The sequence below is a fragment of the Amorphus sp. MBR-141 genome (assembly GCF_053628695.1).
In genome coordinates, this window is the sequence record NZ_JBRJGW010000002.1 from 81,061 (window position 1) to 95,817 (window position 14,757).

Here is a 14,757-nt window from a genome sequence, read left to right on the forward strand (position 1 = left end):
CGCCCAGGCGAGAGGCCGCCGCCATCGCGTCGGCCCCTTGGCTGGATAAGATCCGGATACGATAAGGAGCCGTCGACCATGATCCGCATCGCTCTCCAGGCGATCTGTGGTGGCGCCATTCTCGCCGTCATCGCAGTCGGCCCGACCGTCCTCTTCGCCAGCGCCGCGCGCCTCAATCGCGAGCCCGGCGTCATCACCGAACGCATGCCCTGCGGCATGACCGGGTCCGAGTGTGCCGAAGCCCGCATGCTCGCAAACCTGCAGGGCTTTCAGCAGTAGCCGCCCGCCTTTCTGCAAGTCTTACCCGCCCGCGCCGGATGGCCTTCGAGAGAGGCCGCCGGCGCCTTTCGTCGTGTCCAGGGCGAAGTCCGACAGCGCCGCAGCCCGCCATTCCGGCGGGCGATTCATCATTCTGAACCCCAGCTAAAAGACCGGCTCAGGATCGGTTCAGGGCCACTCCGTCAGTCTCGCAATCAACACGGCGCCACCAACCCGGCGCTCCCGATTGTGAACCGGAGTATCCCCCATGACCCGCACCCTGATCCAGGCCATTTCCGCCGGCGCACTGATGGCCACCCTGATGGTCGGCCCGATCGCGGCCTCGGCGGTTGCCTTCCACGGAACGCCGTCGGTCCTGTCGGACAAGGTGCTGTGCTACGCCCGGGGCATCTCCTGCGGCCAGGGCCCGGTGCTCCTGCCGGCGATGATGCGCATCCGGTAGGCCAATCCCCGCCCGGGAACGATCGATCCGCGCAAGGCCGCGCCCCGCCCCAGTCAGGACGCGCCCGCGATTGCCGGCTTCGCTTCAGCGGTTCCAGCGGATCAGCTGGATGTCCAGGTCGCGGATCTTCTTGCGCAGGGTGTTGCGATTGACGCCCAGCAGCTCGGCCGCCTTGATCTGATTGCCGCGCGTGGCCGCCAGCGCTGCCGAGATCAGCGGATACTCCACGTCCCGGATGATCCGGTGGTAGAGCCCCGGCGGTGGGAGCTGGTTTCCGAAGCTGGTGAAATAGGCATTCAGGTGCCGCTCGACGGACAGCGGCAGCGTCTCGTCGTCGCGCCCTTCCGACCCCTCGTCCTCCATGGAAACCGGCGCATCCGCCTGTTCCAGCTCGTGCTCGATCAGGGCGGCGTTGACGACGTCCTGGGGATAGAGCGCCGCGAGGCGACGCACCAGGTTCTCCAGTTCGCGCACGTTGCCGGGCCAGCGATAGGCCTGCAGGCGTTCCAGCGCGTCCTGCTCGATGCGCTTCGGGGCCAGGCCTTCCTTTTCGATCTCCACGAAGAAGTGGCGGACCAGATCCGGAATGTCCTCCCGCCGCTCGCGCAGCGGCGGAATGCGGATCGGCACCACGTTCAGCCGGAAGAACAGATCCTCGCGGAACAGTCCCTGGCGGATCAGCTGGCGCAGGTCGCGGTGGGTGGCGGCGACGATGCGCACGTTCGATTTGATCGGGGTGCGCCCGCCGACCGTCGTGTACTCGCCCTGCTGCAGCACGCGCAGCAGCCGCGTCTGCGCCTCCATCGGCATGTCGCCGATCTCGTCGAGGAACAGGGTCCCGCCCTCGGCCTGCTCGAAGCGGCCGGCGTGGCGGGTGGCCGCCCCGGTGAACGCCCCCTTCTCGTGGCCGAACAGCTCCGCCTCGATGAGATCCTTGGGGATGGCCGCCATGTTGATGGCGACGAACGGCCCCTTGCGGCGCTTGCCGTAGTCGTGGAGGGCCCGGGCGACGAGCTCCTTGCCGGTTCCGGACTCGCCCACGATCATCACCGACAGGTCGGTCTGCATCAGCCGGGCGAGGACCCGGTAGATGTCCTGCATGGCGGGAGACCGGCCGACGAGCGGGATCTTCTCGCCGGAATCCGCCGCCTGCTCGGTGTCGCGGGGCGTCTTCGGTTCCGCGAGCGCCCGCCCGATGATCGAGGTCAGCTCCTTCAGGTCGAAGGGCTTCGGCAGATACTCGTAGGCGCCGCGCTCGGACGCCTTGATGGCCGTCATGAACGTGTTCTGCGCGCTCATCACCACGATCGGCAGGTCCGGCCGGATCCGCTTGATCCGGGGAATGAGGTCGAACGCGTTTTCGTCGGGCATCACCACGTCGGTGATGACCAGATCGCCCAGGCCCTGGCTGACCCAGTTCCATAGCGTCGTGGCGTTCGACGTCAGCCGGACATCGTACCCGACGCGCGACAGCGCCTGATTGAGGACGGTGCGAATGGCCGCGTCGTCGTCGGCGACGAGGATTGTTCCCTGGGACATTAGTGCTCCGTAGCCTGGCCGCCCTGGTGGCCTTTGATTTCGAAGAAGGCCGGCATGAGGATCCGGAACGTCGTGCCGCCGTTGCTGGTGTCACATTCGATGACACCGCCATGATCGCCGATGATCTTCGCGACGAGCGCGAGGCCGAGACCCGACCCGTTGGTCTTCGTGGTGATGAACGGATCGAACAGGTGCGGCAGGATGTCTTCCGGCACGCCCGACCCATTGTCGCGCACGCAGAATTCCATCGGCAGGCTGACCCGGTCCGTGCTGCCCGGCATCGAGAGCCGGATGCCCGGCCGGAAGGCGGTCGACAGCACGATCTCGCCATCGTGCCGGTCGCCGATCGCCTCGGTCGCGTTCTTCACCAGATTGATGAACACCTGGATGAGCTGGTCGCGGTTGGCCAGCACCGGCGGCAGCGAGGGGTCGTATTCCTCGACGATCCGGACCTGCCGCGCGAACCCCGAGGCGGTCAGCCGTTTGACGTGCTCGAGCACGGCGTGGATGTTCACCGGCTCCCGCTCGATCGGCCGCTCGTCGCTGAACACCTCCATGCGGTCGACGAGCTTCACGATGCGGTCGGTCTCGTCGGTGATCAGCCGGGCGAGCGGGCGATCCTCCTCGTTCAGGCTCGGCTCGAGAAGCTGCGCCGCCCCCCGAATGCCCGAAAGCGGGTTCTTGATCTCGTGCGCCAGCATCGCGGCCAGGCCGGTGACCGTTCGTGCCGCGCCGCGCGATGTGAGCTGACGGTCCATCTTGTCGGCCATCGTGCGTTCCTGCAGCATCACCACGATGTCGCGCGTCTCTTCGGATGTGGGGGCGGCGTAGATGTCGACCATGCGGTCGGCGCCAAGCCGCGGTGAGGACAGATCAATGCGGTACTCCGCAACCGCCCCCCCGCGCGTTCGCACTTGCATGAGGAGTGCCAACAGCGGGCTGCCGAACGGAATCAGGTCGGCGAGCCGGGTCCGCTTGAGAACCGGAAGGCTCGCCTGGAAGAACGCCTCGGCGGCACTGTTCGCCGCGCGGATTCGGTCGCTCTCGTCGAGGAGCACGATCGGATGCGGCAGGGCGTCGAGCATCGCTTCGGACAGGAAGGCCCGCGCGTCTGTCATGCCGCTTGCTCCTTTGGGGTTTCGTCGAACCAGACCGCCAGAAGGCGCAGGACGGCCTCCGGCTTCGTTTCGGTGAGAATCGCGCGGCGCAGATGCGGCCTGTCGCTGGCGCATCCGGTCGCGACGGTGTGCTCGAGGGCGGCGGCCAGATGCTTGCGCGCGGTCCGCACGCCGACATCGTCGCCGTAGTGATCGACGCAAGCCGAAAAATGGCCGGCGCTGATGGCGGCAAGCGTTCCCGCATCCGGTGCGACCGCGTCGGCGCAGCCGGCATCGAGGGCCCGGGCGATCGCCCCGGGAAGCCATGGCTTTCCGGTGGCCGCACGGCCCACCATGATCGCCGCGGCGCCCGATCGGGCGAGCATCTCGCGCGCATCGGCCGCCGTGGCGCAGTCGCCGTTCGCCACGACCGGGATCGAGACGGCCTCGACCACCTCCCGAATCGCGTCCCAGTTCGCCTGGCCCTTGTAGAACTGCTGGCGCGTGCGTCCATGCACGGTGACGAGCTTCGCGCCCTCGTCCTCTGCGCGCCGGGCGAGTTCCGGCGCATTGATGGTCGCCTCGTCCCAGCCAAGCCGCATCTTCACCGTGACCGGAACGGACACCGCCGCGACCACGGCGCGGATGAGCGACACGGCATGGTCGAGGTCCCGCATCAGCGCCGATCCCGCCAGGCCGCCGGTGACCTTCTTGGCGGGGCACCCCATGTTGATATCCACGAGATCGGCGCCGTTCGCCTCGACAAAGCGCGCCGCCTCGGCCAGATAGTCGGCGCGGCAGCCGGCAAGCTGCACCGCCCGCGGCGACATGTCGGCGCAGTCGGCCTTCGAAGTCGCCTCGATGTCGCCGGCAAGCAGACGGTCGCCGGCCACCATCTCCGAAAAGACGAGGCCAGCGCCCAATCGATGGGCAATGCGGCGAAACGGGAGGTCGCTGACGCCGGACATCGGCGCAAGCAGCACCCTGTTCGGAACCGACAGGCGATCTATCCGGAAGGCCGGGGGGGAAGAGGGGTCCGGCATGCCTACTCTCTACGCAAAATTATGCGTTGCCTATAATGTAGCCATTTCTGAGGCAACAGCAAGCAACTCCGTGCCTTGTCGGTTGCAGCGATCACGAACTAAACGATTGGCGTGAAGGTGCAAGGAACGAGGGAACGGATTGGGCCTTGGTGAACGGTGAAGAAAACGGCGGAATTCGGGTCGCGGCCCTCGTCGTCGCAGCGGGACGGGGCGTGCGTGCGGCCGATCCGGCCGCGCCGCTGCCCAAGCAGTACCGACGGATCGGCGGGGCGGCCGTCCTGACCTGGACGCTGCGGTCCCTGCTCGCGCATCCGCGCGTCTCCCGGGTCTGCTGCGTCATCCACCCGGACGACGCGGACCTCTACGTGGAGGCGGCAACCGGCGACCCGCGCGTCTCGCCGCCCATTGCGGGCGGCGCCTCGCGGCAGGTCTCCGTACGGCTCGGGCTGGAAGCGCTCGCGGCTGAGGCGCCCGACATCGTCCTCATCCACGACGGCGTCCGGCCATTTGTCGCCCCGCCGCTCATCGACCGGCTTCTGGAGGCCGTCGGCCATGCCGACGGCGCGATTCCCGCCCTCCCCGTCACCGACACCGTCAAGCGCGTCGATGGCGCCGGGCGGGTCATCGAAACGGTGCCGCGCGACGGCCTGTGGACGGTGCAGACGCCGCAGGCCTTCCGCTTCTCGGCGCTGCTGGAGGCCCACCGACGCGCGGCGATGGACGACCCCGACCGATTCACCGACGATGCGAGCATCGCCGAATGGGACGGACTGACCGTCGCGATCGTGCCGGGAGACCCGATGAACCGGAAGCTGACCACCGCCGCAGACATCGCCGAGGCCGGCGCGCACCTGACGGCCGCCGGCGCGCCGCTGACGGACGTCCGCGTCGGCTCCGGCTATGACGTGCACCGCTTCGGGCCCGGCACGTCGGTCACCATCGGCGGCATCGACATCGCCCATGACCAGGGCCTCGTCGGCCACTCGGACGCCGATGTCGGCCTTCATGCCCTGACCGACGCGATCCTCGGCGCGCTCGCCGACGGCGACATCGGCGCGCACTTTCCGCCGACCGACGCGCGCTGGAAAGGCGCAGCCTCGGACGCGTTCCTGGCATTCGCCGTGCAGAAGGTCGCGGCCCGGGGCGGCCGCATCACCCATCTCGACCTCACCATCATCTGCGAGAGGCCGAAGATCGGACCGCATCGCGACGCCATGCGCGCCCGCATCGCGGAGATCGCCGGCCTCTCGCTCGACCGGGTCGCCGTGAAGGCCACCACCAGCGAGACGCTCGGCTTCACCGGCCGGCGCGAGGGCATCGCCGCGAGCGCCACCGCAACCGTTTCCCTCCCCTCGTCGCCGGAGGGCGGAAGCTGAGGCCCCTTCCGACCGGGCGGATCGCCTGGTCGACAACAACGGCTTCCGATTCACATATGTTGAGCAAATCCCCTTTGCCGGGATCGCTTCGATCGGAACGGGAATTGCTCCAGGAGGTCCCATGACCACATCCGCAACCCTGATCGCTTCGGCGACGTCGCTCCTCCAGCTGTGCCGGGAGCGCGGCGTGATGCTGGCCACCGCCGAATCGTGCACCGGCGGTCTGATCGCGGCGACGCTGACCGAGGTAGCCGGGTCGTCCGACGTCGTCGATCGCGGCTTCGTGACCTACTCGAACGCCGCCAAGCGAGAGCTTCTGGGCGTCGCCGCCGACCTCATCGAGGAACAGGGCGCCGTCAGCGAAGGGGTGGTCCGGGCGATGGCCAAGGGGGCGCTGGCCCGCTCCATTGCCGACGTGACCGTCGCCGTCTCCGGCGTCGCCGGGCCGGGCGGCGGGACCGAGGAAAAACCGGTCGGCCTGGTCCACTTCGCGGTCGCCCGCACCGGCCGCCCGACACTGCACCGGGAGCGCCGATTCGGAGATGTCGGACGGGCACAGGTCCGGCTCGAAACGGTCGCGGAAGCCTTCGCCCTCATCGAGCAGACGCTGGCCGGCTGACCCGGGCTGTTGCGCCGGCGCACTGCCGGCACAATTTAATGGGTGCCGATTGTCACGGCTTGCCCGGAAAAGTATGGTCGGCTTCAAACAAGCAAGCGGGTGGGATGACGCTCAGGTCAGAGTTTGAGCATTCGCCCGCAGCGGCTGGAATTCGTTCCGCTCCCACATTAGGCGGTGGATTGAGAGCGGACTGAGGGGGCCAGACGGCCGGCCAATGAGCGAATGACACCAAAGCCATCCATGAGACGATCTGTTCCCGCCGACCGACCGTATGGCCGCCCGGTTCGATGGATTCCCGGAATGCGGTTCGCCAACGGCCGCTTTACGCCGCGCGACCGTTTTTCGCCGAGCCTCGGCCAGCTCGGGCCGCTGGAGGTCCGGCTCGCCCGGACCGCGGCCGAAGTGCGCAAGGCCCAGAACATCCGCTACCGGGTGTTCTATGAGGAAATGGCGGCGATTCCCGACATCAATGTGCTTGCAACGCGGCGCGACCAGGACTCCTACGACGCGCTCTGCGATCACATGCTCGTCCTCGATCACGAGGCCCCGCAGAAGGCGTTCCGCCGGCGCAAGCCCCAGGTGGTCGGCACCTACCGGCTGCTGCGCCAGGAAACCGCCGACCTCAACGGCGGCTTCTACACCTCCGGCGAGTACGACGTTCAGCCGATCATCGATTCGCATCCGAACCTGCGCTTCATGGAGCTCGGCCGCTCCTGCGTGCTGAAGCCGTACCGCAACAAGCGCACCGTCGAGCTTCTCTGGCACGGCGTCTGGTCCTACGTGCTGATGCACGGCGTCGACGTGATGATCGGCTGCGCCAGCCTCGAGGGCACCGACCCGGAGCGCCTCGCGACGCCGCTCTCATTCCTGCACCACAATTGCCTCGCGCCCGATGAATGGCGCGTGCAGGCGCTGCCCGAGCGCTACACCAGCATGAACCGGATGCCGAAGGAGGCCGTCGACGCGCGTGCCGCGCTGCATGCGCTGCCGCCGCTCATCAAGGGCTATCTGCGGCTGGGCGCCTTCATCGGCGACGGTGCGGTGGTCGACCACCAGTTCAACACCACCGACGTGCTGATCGTTCTGCCGGTGTCCGGGATCTCCAGCCGCTACATCAACTACTATGGTGCCGACGCCAGCCGCCACGCGAGCTGACGGCACGCCGGCGCACCAGCGGGAACCGGCATGGAGACGTTTCGCGCCGCTCTGGCGATCCCGCCCGAGCGGCCAATCCTCTACAGCGCGAGCCGGTTTCGCCCGAGTTCGTAGAGCATCACGCCGGTCGACACGGCGAGATTGAGCGAGTCCGCGTGTCCCGCCATCGGGATCTTTGCCAGCTGGTCGCACGCCGCCGTCAGCGCGTCCGACAGGCCGCGCTGCTCGGTGCCCATCAGCAGCATCACCGGCTCGTCCGTCGCCACGGTGCGATAGTCGACCGCGCCGGCAAGATGCGCGCCGACCACCTTGCCCGGATACTGCGCCCGCCAGGCGAGGAACGCCTCGCGGCTGGTCTTCACCATCGGCACGTGGAAGATCGAGCCCATCGTCGCGCGCACGGCCTCCAGGCCGAACGGATCGGTGGTGTCGCCGATCAGCACGATGCCGGCGCCGGCAACCGAATCGACGGTCCGGATGATGGTGCCGAGATTGCCGGGATCGCGGACATCCTCGAGCCCCACCCACACGGGCCCCGGATTGGCGAGGACGGCATCCAGATCCGCGAAGCGCTGGCGGAAGACGCCGATGACGGCCTGCGGGTTCTCGCGCCGCGTCAGCCGCGCCATGATCGATCCGCTCGCCTTGACGATCAGCGCCCCGCGGGCGCGCGCCGTGGCGGCCGTCTGGGCGGTCATCGGCTGGCTCTCGAAGTCATCCGACACCACGACGGTGCGCACCGGCCAATCCGCTTCCAGCGCATCCGCCACCAGCTTCAGGCCTTCGGCGAGAAACAGGCCGGTTTCGGCGCGGTGCTTGCGCTGGGTGAGCGCCCGGATCTCCTTCACCACCGGGTTGGCGGCGCTGGTGACCGTCTTGATGGCGCCGGCGCGGGGGGCTTCGGTGCTCATCAGCGTGACCATCTGGAAAACAGGGAGGTGGGAAGGAGCAGCCGTCCGCCGTCCTCGCGAATCGCCAGATCGCCGCTCTCGAGCGCGCCGCCGAGGTCGCCGAACGTCTCCGCCATCAGTCCGTGCGCGGCCAGCGCCGATGCCCGGATCGCATAGGCGGTGAGGACGACGAAGCCGGCATCGTCGGAGACGATCTTGCGCAGGTCCGACAGCAGCGGCGGCAGGCTCTCGAACACCTGCCACGTCTCGCCCTTCGGTCCCCGACCGAACTTCGGCGGATCGAGCAGAATGCCGTCATAGACCGAGCCGCGCCGGGTCTCGCGGGCGACGAACTTCGCCGCGTCCTCGCAGATCCAGCGGATCGGCCGGTCGTCGAGGCGCGACAGCGCCTGGTTGTCGCGCGCCCAGCCGATCGCCTTCTTGGACGCGTCGACATGGGTCACCGCCGCGCCCGCCGCCGCTAGCAGCAGCGAGGCGACGCCGGTGTAGCCGAACAGGTTGAGCACCTTGAAATCGCGCTTGCCGCTCGCCTTGACGCGCTCGGCCATCCAGTCCCAGTGAGCCCGCTGCTCCGGGAACACGCCGAGATGGCGGAAATTCGTGAGACGGCCATGGAACGTCGCCGCGTCGTAGGACATTTTCCATGTTTCCGGCACCGCACGCGACGTGCGCCAGCGGCCGGGCCCGTCGTCGTCCTCGCTGCCGGTGAAGACCGCGTCGGCCTTCTCCCAGACCGCCTCGGGAAGATGCCGGCGCCACATCGCCTGGGGCTCGGGCCGGACCACGGTGAAGCGGCCATAGCGCTCGAGCTTCTGACCGGCGCCGCAATCGAGGAGCGCATAGTCCGCCCACCCGTCGCTGACGAGGGCGGTGAGGCCGGACGGCAGGCCGGGCGATGCGCCGGCGGGCGGTATGGGGGTCGGGGAAGCGGGCGAACAGGACATCGGCACCTCTTATCACCCCAATTCGCCGGGCGCATCGTGGCAGGCACCCACGCCGGCGCAAAAAACGCGATGCGCAGCGGCCAGTTGCTCCGCGCCGGGCGACGCGGCAAGGTAGCCCGCGAATGCCGGTGCCACGCTGGCGAACAGATCGACTGCTCAATTGCCCGGCGACGGGTTCATCAGAAAAAGGAGTTCGCGTTCCATGGAAATGTCAGGGGAATATCGGATCCCGGCAAGCCGTGATGCGGTTTGGCAGGCCCTCAACGACCCCGAGATCCTCAAGGCGTGCATCCCGGGCTGCAAGTCGCTCGAAAAGACGTCGGACACCGAGATGTCCGCGGTCGTGCAGGCGAAGGTCGGCCCGGTGAAGGCGACCTTCACGGGCAACGTCACCCTGCAGAACCTCAATCCGCCGACCAGCTACACGATCTCCGGCGAAGGCAAGGGCGGCGTTGCCGGGTTTGCCAAGGGCGGCGCCGACGTGAACCTCGCCGAACACGACGGCGAGACGCTGCTCACCTACAAGGCGACCGCGCAGATCGGCGGCAAGCTCGCCCAGCTCGGCTCGCGCCTGGTTGATTCGACCGCCAAGAAGTACGCCGATGAGTTCTTCTCCTGCCTGTCGCAGAAGGTCGGCGACGCCTCGGCCACCGGCGGAACCGTGACTTCGGAGGCACCGGCCGCGGCCGCCCCTGTGACCCCGGCCGCCACTGCCGCCCCTGCGGCCACGGCCCCCGCAACGGCCGAACCCGCCCCCGCTCCCGCCTCGGCGGCTGCCGCACCGGCGCCAAAGCCCGCCGCACCGGCGAAGCACGAGTCCTCCCTGGAGGAGTTCGAGCACCAGGTCGAGGAACGATATCACGATGTCGAAGAACGGGTTGAGGTGGAAGCCGGCAAGGGAACGTTCGGCGGACCGTGGATGTGGGGACTGATTGCCTTTGCGGTCGTCATCGTACTCCTGCTAGTTTTTAATTGATGGAAGTCGAGATACGGCCAAAGTAAGCGCGGGCCGGGCCCGGGACGTACGGGCACGGCCGCCGCGCAGTAAGGGAGGACTGGATGACCACCGTTTCCATGACCGTCAACGGACGCTCCGTGTCGGGCGACGTTGAGGATCGCACCCTGCTCGTGTCCTTTCTTCGGGAGACACTGGGCATGACGGGAACCCACGTCGGCTGCGACACGACCCAGTGCGGCGCCTGCGTGATCCACATGAACGGCAAGGCCGTGAAGTCGTGCACCGTCCTGGTCGGCCAGGCCGACGGCGCCGAGATCACCACGATCGAGGGTCTCGCCACCGGCACCCAGCTGCATCCGATGCAGGCCGCCTTTCGCGAGCATCACGGGCTGCAGTGCGGCTTCTGCACGCCGGGCATGATCATGATGGGCGTCGACATCGTCCGTCGTCACGGCGCGAGCCTCGACGAGCAGACCATCCGCCACGAGCTCGAGGGCAACATCTGCCGCTGCACCGGCTACCACAACATCGTGAAGGCCATTCAGGCCGCGGCGCAGTCGTCGGAGGTTGCCGAAGCAGCCGAATAATCCACGCAGCAAAAGCCGGAGAACGGCGCTTTTCGATCGGGAGGACGAAATTATGGGTGCGGAAGGGTTCGGCGCACGCTTGCTGCGCAAGGAAGATCGGCGGTTCATCACCGGCCGGGGCCAGTACACCGACGACATCAGCATGAAGGACACGACGCATGGTGCCTTCGTGCGGTCGCCGCACGCCCATGCGAAGATCCGCTCGATCGATACGGCTGCGGCCCGGGCCATGCCGGGCGTCGTCGGCGTCCTGACGGGCCAGGATCTCGCCGCCGACAGTCTCGGTCCGCTGATCTGCGGCTGGATGATCCATTCCCGGGACGGCACGCCGATGAAGATGGGCGCCCACCCGGCGCTGGCGGCGGAGACGGTCCGCTACGTCGGCGACGCGGTCGCCATCGTCATCGCCGAAACCCGCAACCAGGCCCGGGACGCCGCGGAGGCCGTCGAGATCGACTACGAGATCCTGCCCTCCGTCACCGACCCCGCCCGGGCCACCGAGGCCGGGGCGCCGCTGATCCATCCGGAAGCCGAAAACAACCTGATCTACGACTGGACCATCGGCGAGGAAGCCGCGACGGAGGAGCAGTTCGCCCGCGCCGCGCACGTCACCCGGCTGGATCTCATCAACAACCGGCTCGTCCCCAACGCGATGGAGCCGCGCGCGGCGATCGGCTCCTACGACCCGGGCGGCGAGCATTTCACCCTCTACACCACCAGCCAGAACCCGCATGTCGCCCGTCTGGTGCTGTCGGCCTTCGTCGGCATGGCGCCCGAGCACAAGCTGCGCGTCATCGCCCCGGACGTCGGCGGCGGCTTCGGCTCCAAGATCTTCATCTACCCGGAAGAGACGGCCTGCCTGTGGGCCTCCAAGCAGATCGGCGGGCGCCCGGTGAAATGGGTCTCCGACCGCACCGAGGCCTTCCTGACCGACGCCCATGGCCGCGACCACGTCACCCATGCCGAGCTGGCGCTCGACGCCGACCACAAGGTCATCGGCCTCAGGGTGAAGACGGTCGCCAACCTCGGCGCCTACATGTCGACCTTCTCGTCGGCGGTCCCCACCTACCTCTACGCCACGCTGCTGTCGGGCCAGTACGCGATCCCGCAGGTCTTCGCGGAAGTGCAGGCGGTCTACACCAACACCACCCCCGTCGACGCCTATCGCGGCGCCGGCCGGCCCGAGGCGACCTTCGTCGTCGAACGGCTGATGGAAACGGCGGCGCGCGAACTCGGCGTCGACCCGGCCGAACTGCGCCGCAAGAACTTCGTGCGGACCTTCCCGCACCAGACGCCGGTGATCATGGCCTACGATGCGGGCGACTACGAAGCGAGCATGTCGGCCGCCCTCGCCGCCGCCGACTACGACGGCTTCCCGGCCCGTAAGGCCGAGGCCGAGCGCCGTGGCAAGAAGCGCGGCATCGGACTGTCCTGCTACATCGAGGCCTGCGGCATCGCGCCGTCCCAGGCGGTGGGCTCGCTCGGGGCCGGCGTCGGGCTCTGGGAGTCGGCGGAGGTGCGGGTCAACCCGGTCGGCACCATCGAGGTGCTCACCGGCACCCACAGCCACGGCCAGAGCCACGAGACGACGTTCGCCCAGATCGTCAACGAGCGCTTCGGCGTGCCGACCGATTCCGTGTCGATCGTCCACGGCGACACCGACAAGGTGCAGTTCGGCATGGGCACCTACGGCTCGCGCTCGGCCGCCGTCGGCCTCTCTGCCGTCTTCAAGGCCCTCGACAAGGTCGAAGCCAAGGCGAAGAAGCTCGCCGCCCACCTGATGGAGGCGGCGGAAAGCGACATCGTGCTGGAGGACGGCAGCTTCAAGGTCGCCGGCACCGACCGGAGCCTGGCCTTCCACGAGGTGGCCCTCGCCGCCTACACCGCCCACAACATGCCGGAGGGGATGGAGCCGGGCCTGAAGGAGACCTCCTTCTACGATCCGACCAACTTCACCTTCCCGGCCGGCTGCTACGTCTGCGAGGTTGAGGTCGATCCGGACACCGGCGTGACGACGATCGTCCAGTTCGTAGCCGCCGACGACTTCGGCCGCATCATCAACCCGATGATCGTCGAGGGTCAGGTCCACGGCGGCCTCGCCCAGGGCATCGGCCAGGCCCTCATGGAGGGCTGCGTCTACGACCACGAGTCGGGCCAGCTGCTCACCGCCTCGTTCATGGACTACTGCATGCCGCGCGCCGAAGATCTCCCGTCGTTCAAGGTGATGACGACGGAGACCGTCTGCCCGGGCAACCCGCTCGGCGTGAAGGGCTGCGGAGAGGCGGGCGCGATCGGCTCGCCGCCGGCGCTCATCAACGCCCTCACCAATGCGATCGGCACCAACGAGCTCGCGATGCCCGCCACCCCGCTCAGGGTCTGGCAGGCGCTGAAGAGATCGTCCCCGAACGCGGTCGCCGCATAACTCCGAGTAAGGACAGGACCATGTACGCCACGCACTACTCCAAAGCGACTTCGCTGGACGACGCCGTCGCCAAGCTCGGCGGCGCGGAAGACGGCAAGTTCCTCTCCGGCGGCCAGACGCTGCTGGCCACCATGAAGCAGCGGCTCGCCGCGCCGTCCGATCTCATCGACGTCACCCGGATCCCCGAGCTGAAGGGGATCTCCCTCGACGGCGACACCCTCACCGTGGGCGCCGCCAGCACCCACTACGAGGTGATGTCGTCGGAGACGGTGAAGAACGCGATCCCGGCGCTCGCCGAGATGGCCGGGGTGATCGGCGACCCGGCCGTCCGCAACATGGGCACCATGGGCGGCTCCATCGCCAACAACGACCCGGCCGCCGACTATCCGGCCGCCCTCGTCGGCCTCAACGCCACGGTGCACACCAACAAGAGGGCGATCTCGGCGGACGAGTTCTTCACGGGCATGTTCGAGACGGCGCTCGAGGACGACGAGATCGTCGTGAAGATCTCGTTCCCGGTCCCCGAGAAGGCCGGCTACGAGAAGTTCCGCAACCCCGCCTCGCGCTATGCCATGTGCGGCGTGATGGCGGTGAAGCTGAAGGACGGCTCTATCCGCGTGGCGGTGACCGGTGCCGGCGACGGCGGCGTCTTCCGCGTGCCCGAGATGGAATCCGCCCTCGCCTCCAACTGGTCGCCGGATGCGGTCGCCTCGATCACCGTACCGGCCGACGACATGATGGGCGACCTGCACGGCTCGCAGGAATACCGCGCGCACCTGGTAACGGTGATGGCGAAGCGGGCGGTTGCCGCCGCCCACTGAGCAGACAAATACCCGACTGAAACGGGAAAGCCCGGCCTCTCGCGAGGCCGGGCTTTTTCATGCCTGGACGGTGAAAGGGTGCGGCAAGCCGCGCGAGGCGCTACGCGTCCTCCACCGTCACGACGGTGAACGTGTGCATTTCGTCGTCGTCGTCGCGCACCGACACGTACTCGCCCGGGACGAAGGCGTGGGCGCCGAATCGGTAGCCGCTCTCATCGTCCTCGTCGCCATCGATGTCGTAGCGAAAGGCCCAGCGCCCGCCGGGACCGTGCACGAGATGGCCGATGTCCCACTCCTCGTCGGCCCAGAAGCGCCGCACGGTGCATTTCTCGCGGACCGTGCGCCACGCCTCGGCATCGATGTGGCCGTCTTCGTCCAGCGGCGCGAAGAACTCGTAGCCGTGCCTGGCCGAGCCGTTCGGGAATTCCTTGGTGCGCGCGAGATTGAGGCGGATTCTCTTCAGTTCGGTGTCGCTCATCGTCTTCTCCTGGCAATCGGCGGCTGGAGCCGCATCCCGTCGGCCGACATCGCCGGACCGAAACCTTGGCTCCAGATCCAATCGTG

General features: G+C 68.1%; 15 protein-coding genes. 9 read left to right on the forward strand and 6 right to left on the reverse strand.

The genetic code is table 11. The features are described from left to right. Positions 1-78: 78 nt before the first annotated feature. Both ACSSVZ_RS02910 and ACSSVZ_RS02915 read left to right on the forward strand, forming a co-directional pair. Positions 79-279: a hypothetical protein gene (locus tag ACSSVZ_RS02910; protein WP_453968186.1), complete on the forward strand. Its 201-nt coding sequence runs from the start codon at positions 79-81 to the stop codon at positions 277-279. 247 nt (positions 280-526) lie between these two features. Next, positions 527-721: a sugar transporter gene (locus ACSSVZ_RS02915; protein WP_453968189.1), complete on the forward strand. Its 195-nt coding sequence runs from the start codon at positions 527-529 to the stop codon at positions 719-721. An 84-nt stretch (positions 722-805) separates the two neighbouring features. On the opposite strand, the gene ntrC is transcribed toward ACSSVZ_RS02915, so the two are convergent. Genes ntrC through dusB form a run of 3 tightly spaced genes read right to left on the reverse strand, consistent with a single transcriptional unit; the run spans position 806 to position 4,400 of the window. Next, positions 806-2,260 carry a nitrogen regulation protein NR(I) gene (ntrC, locus tag ACSSVZ_RS02920; protein WP_453968191.1) on the reverse strand — a complete coding sequence of 485 codons (1,455 nt, stop codon included), beginning with the start codon at positions 2,258-2,260 and terminating at the stop codon, positions 806-808. After that, positions 2,260-3,378 (reverse strand): two-component system sensor histidine kinase NtrB, encoded by a 1,119-nt coding sequence (locus ACSSVZ_RS02925; protein WP_453968192.1) that lies wholly within the window; start codon positions 3,376-3,378, stop codon positions 2,260-2,262. Before ACSSVZ_RS02925 ends, ntrC begins: the two co-directional genes overlap by 1 nt. Beyond that, positions 3,375-4,400 carry a tRNA dihydrouridine synthase DusB gene (dusB, locus tag ACSSVZ_RS02930; protein WP_453968193.1) on the reverse strand — a complete coding sequence of 342 codons (1,026 nt, stop codon included), beginning with the start codon at positions 4,398-4,400 and terminating at the stop codon, positions 3,375-3,377. The genes ACSSVZ_RS02925 and dusB overlap by 4 nt, the downstream gene beginning before the upstream one ends. A gap of 149 nt (positions 4,401-4,549) precedes the next feature. On the opposite strand from dusB, the gene ACSSVZ_RS02935 reads away from it, so the two are divergent. The 3 genes from ACSSVZ_RS02935 (at position 4,550) to ACSSVZ_RS02945 (ending at position 7,550) form a co-directional block, all read left to right on the forward strand. After that, the gene (locus tag ACSSVZ_RS02935) at positions 4,550-5,776 is read left to right on the forward strand and encodes a bifunctional 2-C-methyl-D-erythritol 4-phosphate cytidylyltransferase/2-C-methyl-D-erythritol 2,4-cyclodiphosphate synthase (RefSeq protein ID WP_453968194.1); all 1,227 of its coding nucleotides are present in this window, start codon (positions 4,550-4,552) and stop codon (positions 5,774-5,776) included. A 121-nt stretch (positions 5,777-5,897) separates the two neighbouring features. Further along, positions 5,898-6,395, forward strand: a complete 498-nt coding sequence (locus ACSSVZ_RS02940; protein WP_453968195.1) for a CinA family protein — start codon at positions 5,898-5,900, stop codon at positions 6,393-6,395. Positions 6,396-6,695: 300 nt separating this feature from the next. Then, positions 6,696-7,550: a GNAT family N-acetyltransferase gene (locus ACSSVZ_RS02945; RefSeq protein ID WP_453968197.1), complete on the forward strand. Its 855-nt coding sequence runs from the start codon at positions 6,696-6,698 to the stop codon at positions 7,548-7,550. 80 nt (positions 7,551-7,630) lie between these two features. On the opposite strand, the gene ACSSVZ_RS02950 is transcribed toward ACSSVZ_RS02945, so the two are convergent. Next, complete coding sequence (locus tag ACSSVZ_RS02950) at positions 7,631-8,461, reverse strand: TrmH family RNA methyltransferase (RefSeq protein ID WP_453968198.1); 831 nt, start codon at positions 8,459-8,461, stop codon at positions 7,631-7,633. Then, positions 8,461-9,405, reverse strand: coding sequence for a class I SAM-dependent methyltransferase (locus ACSSVZ_RS02955; RefSeq protein WP_453968199.1), 945 nt, complete (start codon positions 9,403-9,405; stop codon positions 8,461-8,463). Before ACSSVZ_RS02955 ends, ACSSVZ_RS02950 begins: the two co-directional genes overlap by 1 nt. A 202-nt stretch (positions 9,406-9,607) precedes the next feature. Here ACSSVZ_RS02955 and ACSSVZ_RS02960 point away from each other — a divergent pair, with 202 nt between their 5' ends. The 4 genes from ACSSVZ_RS02960 to ACSSVZ_RS02975 all read left to right on the forward strand — a co-directional run bounded on the left by ACSSVZ_RS02960 (position 9,608) and on the right by ACSSVZ_RS02975 (position 14,193). Beyond that, the gene (locus ACSSVZ_RS02960) at positions 9,608-10,381 is read left to right on the forward strand and encodes an SRPBCC family protein (protein ID WP_453968651.1); all 774 of its coding nucleotides are present in this window, start codon (positions 9,608-9,610) and stop codon (positions 10,379-10,381) included. A gap of 83 nt (positions 10,382-10,464) precedes the next feature. Beyond that, positions 10,465-10,950 (forward strand): (2Fe-2S)-binding protein, encoded by a 486-nt coding sequence (locus tag ACSSVZ_RS02965; RefSeq protein ID WP_453968200.1) that lies wholly within the window; start codon positions 10,465-10,467, stop codon positions 10,948-10,950. Positions 10,951-11,002: 52 nt separating this feature from the next. Beyond that, positions 11,003-13,372, forward strand: coding sequence for a xanthine dehydrogenase family protein molybdopterin-binding subunit (locus ACSSVZ_RS02970; RefSeq protein ID WP_453968202.1), 2,370 nt, complete (start codon positions 11,003-11,005; stop codon positions 13,370-13,372). Positions 13,373-13,392: 20 nt separating this feature from the next. Next, a complete protein-coding gene (locus tag ACSSVZ_RS02975; protein WP_453968204.1) occupies positions 13,393-14,193 on the forward strand; it encodes an FAD binding domain-containing protein in 801 nt (266 codons plus the stop codon). Between the two features lie 100 nt (positions 14,194-14,293). Here ACSSVZ_RS02975 and ACSSVZ_RS02980 read toward each other — a convergent pair whose 3' ends face one another. Next, positions 14,294-14,671 carry a hypothetical protein gene (locus ACSSVZ_RS02980; protein WP_453968206.1) on the reverse strand — a complete coding sequence of 126 codons (378 nt, stop codon included), beginning with the start codon at positions 14,669-14,671 and terminating at the stop codon, positions 14,294-14,296. Positions 14,672-14,757 lie beyond the last annotated feature (86 nt).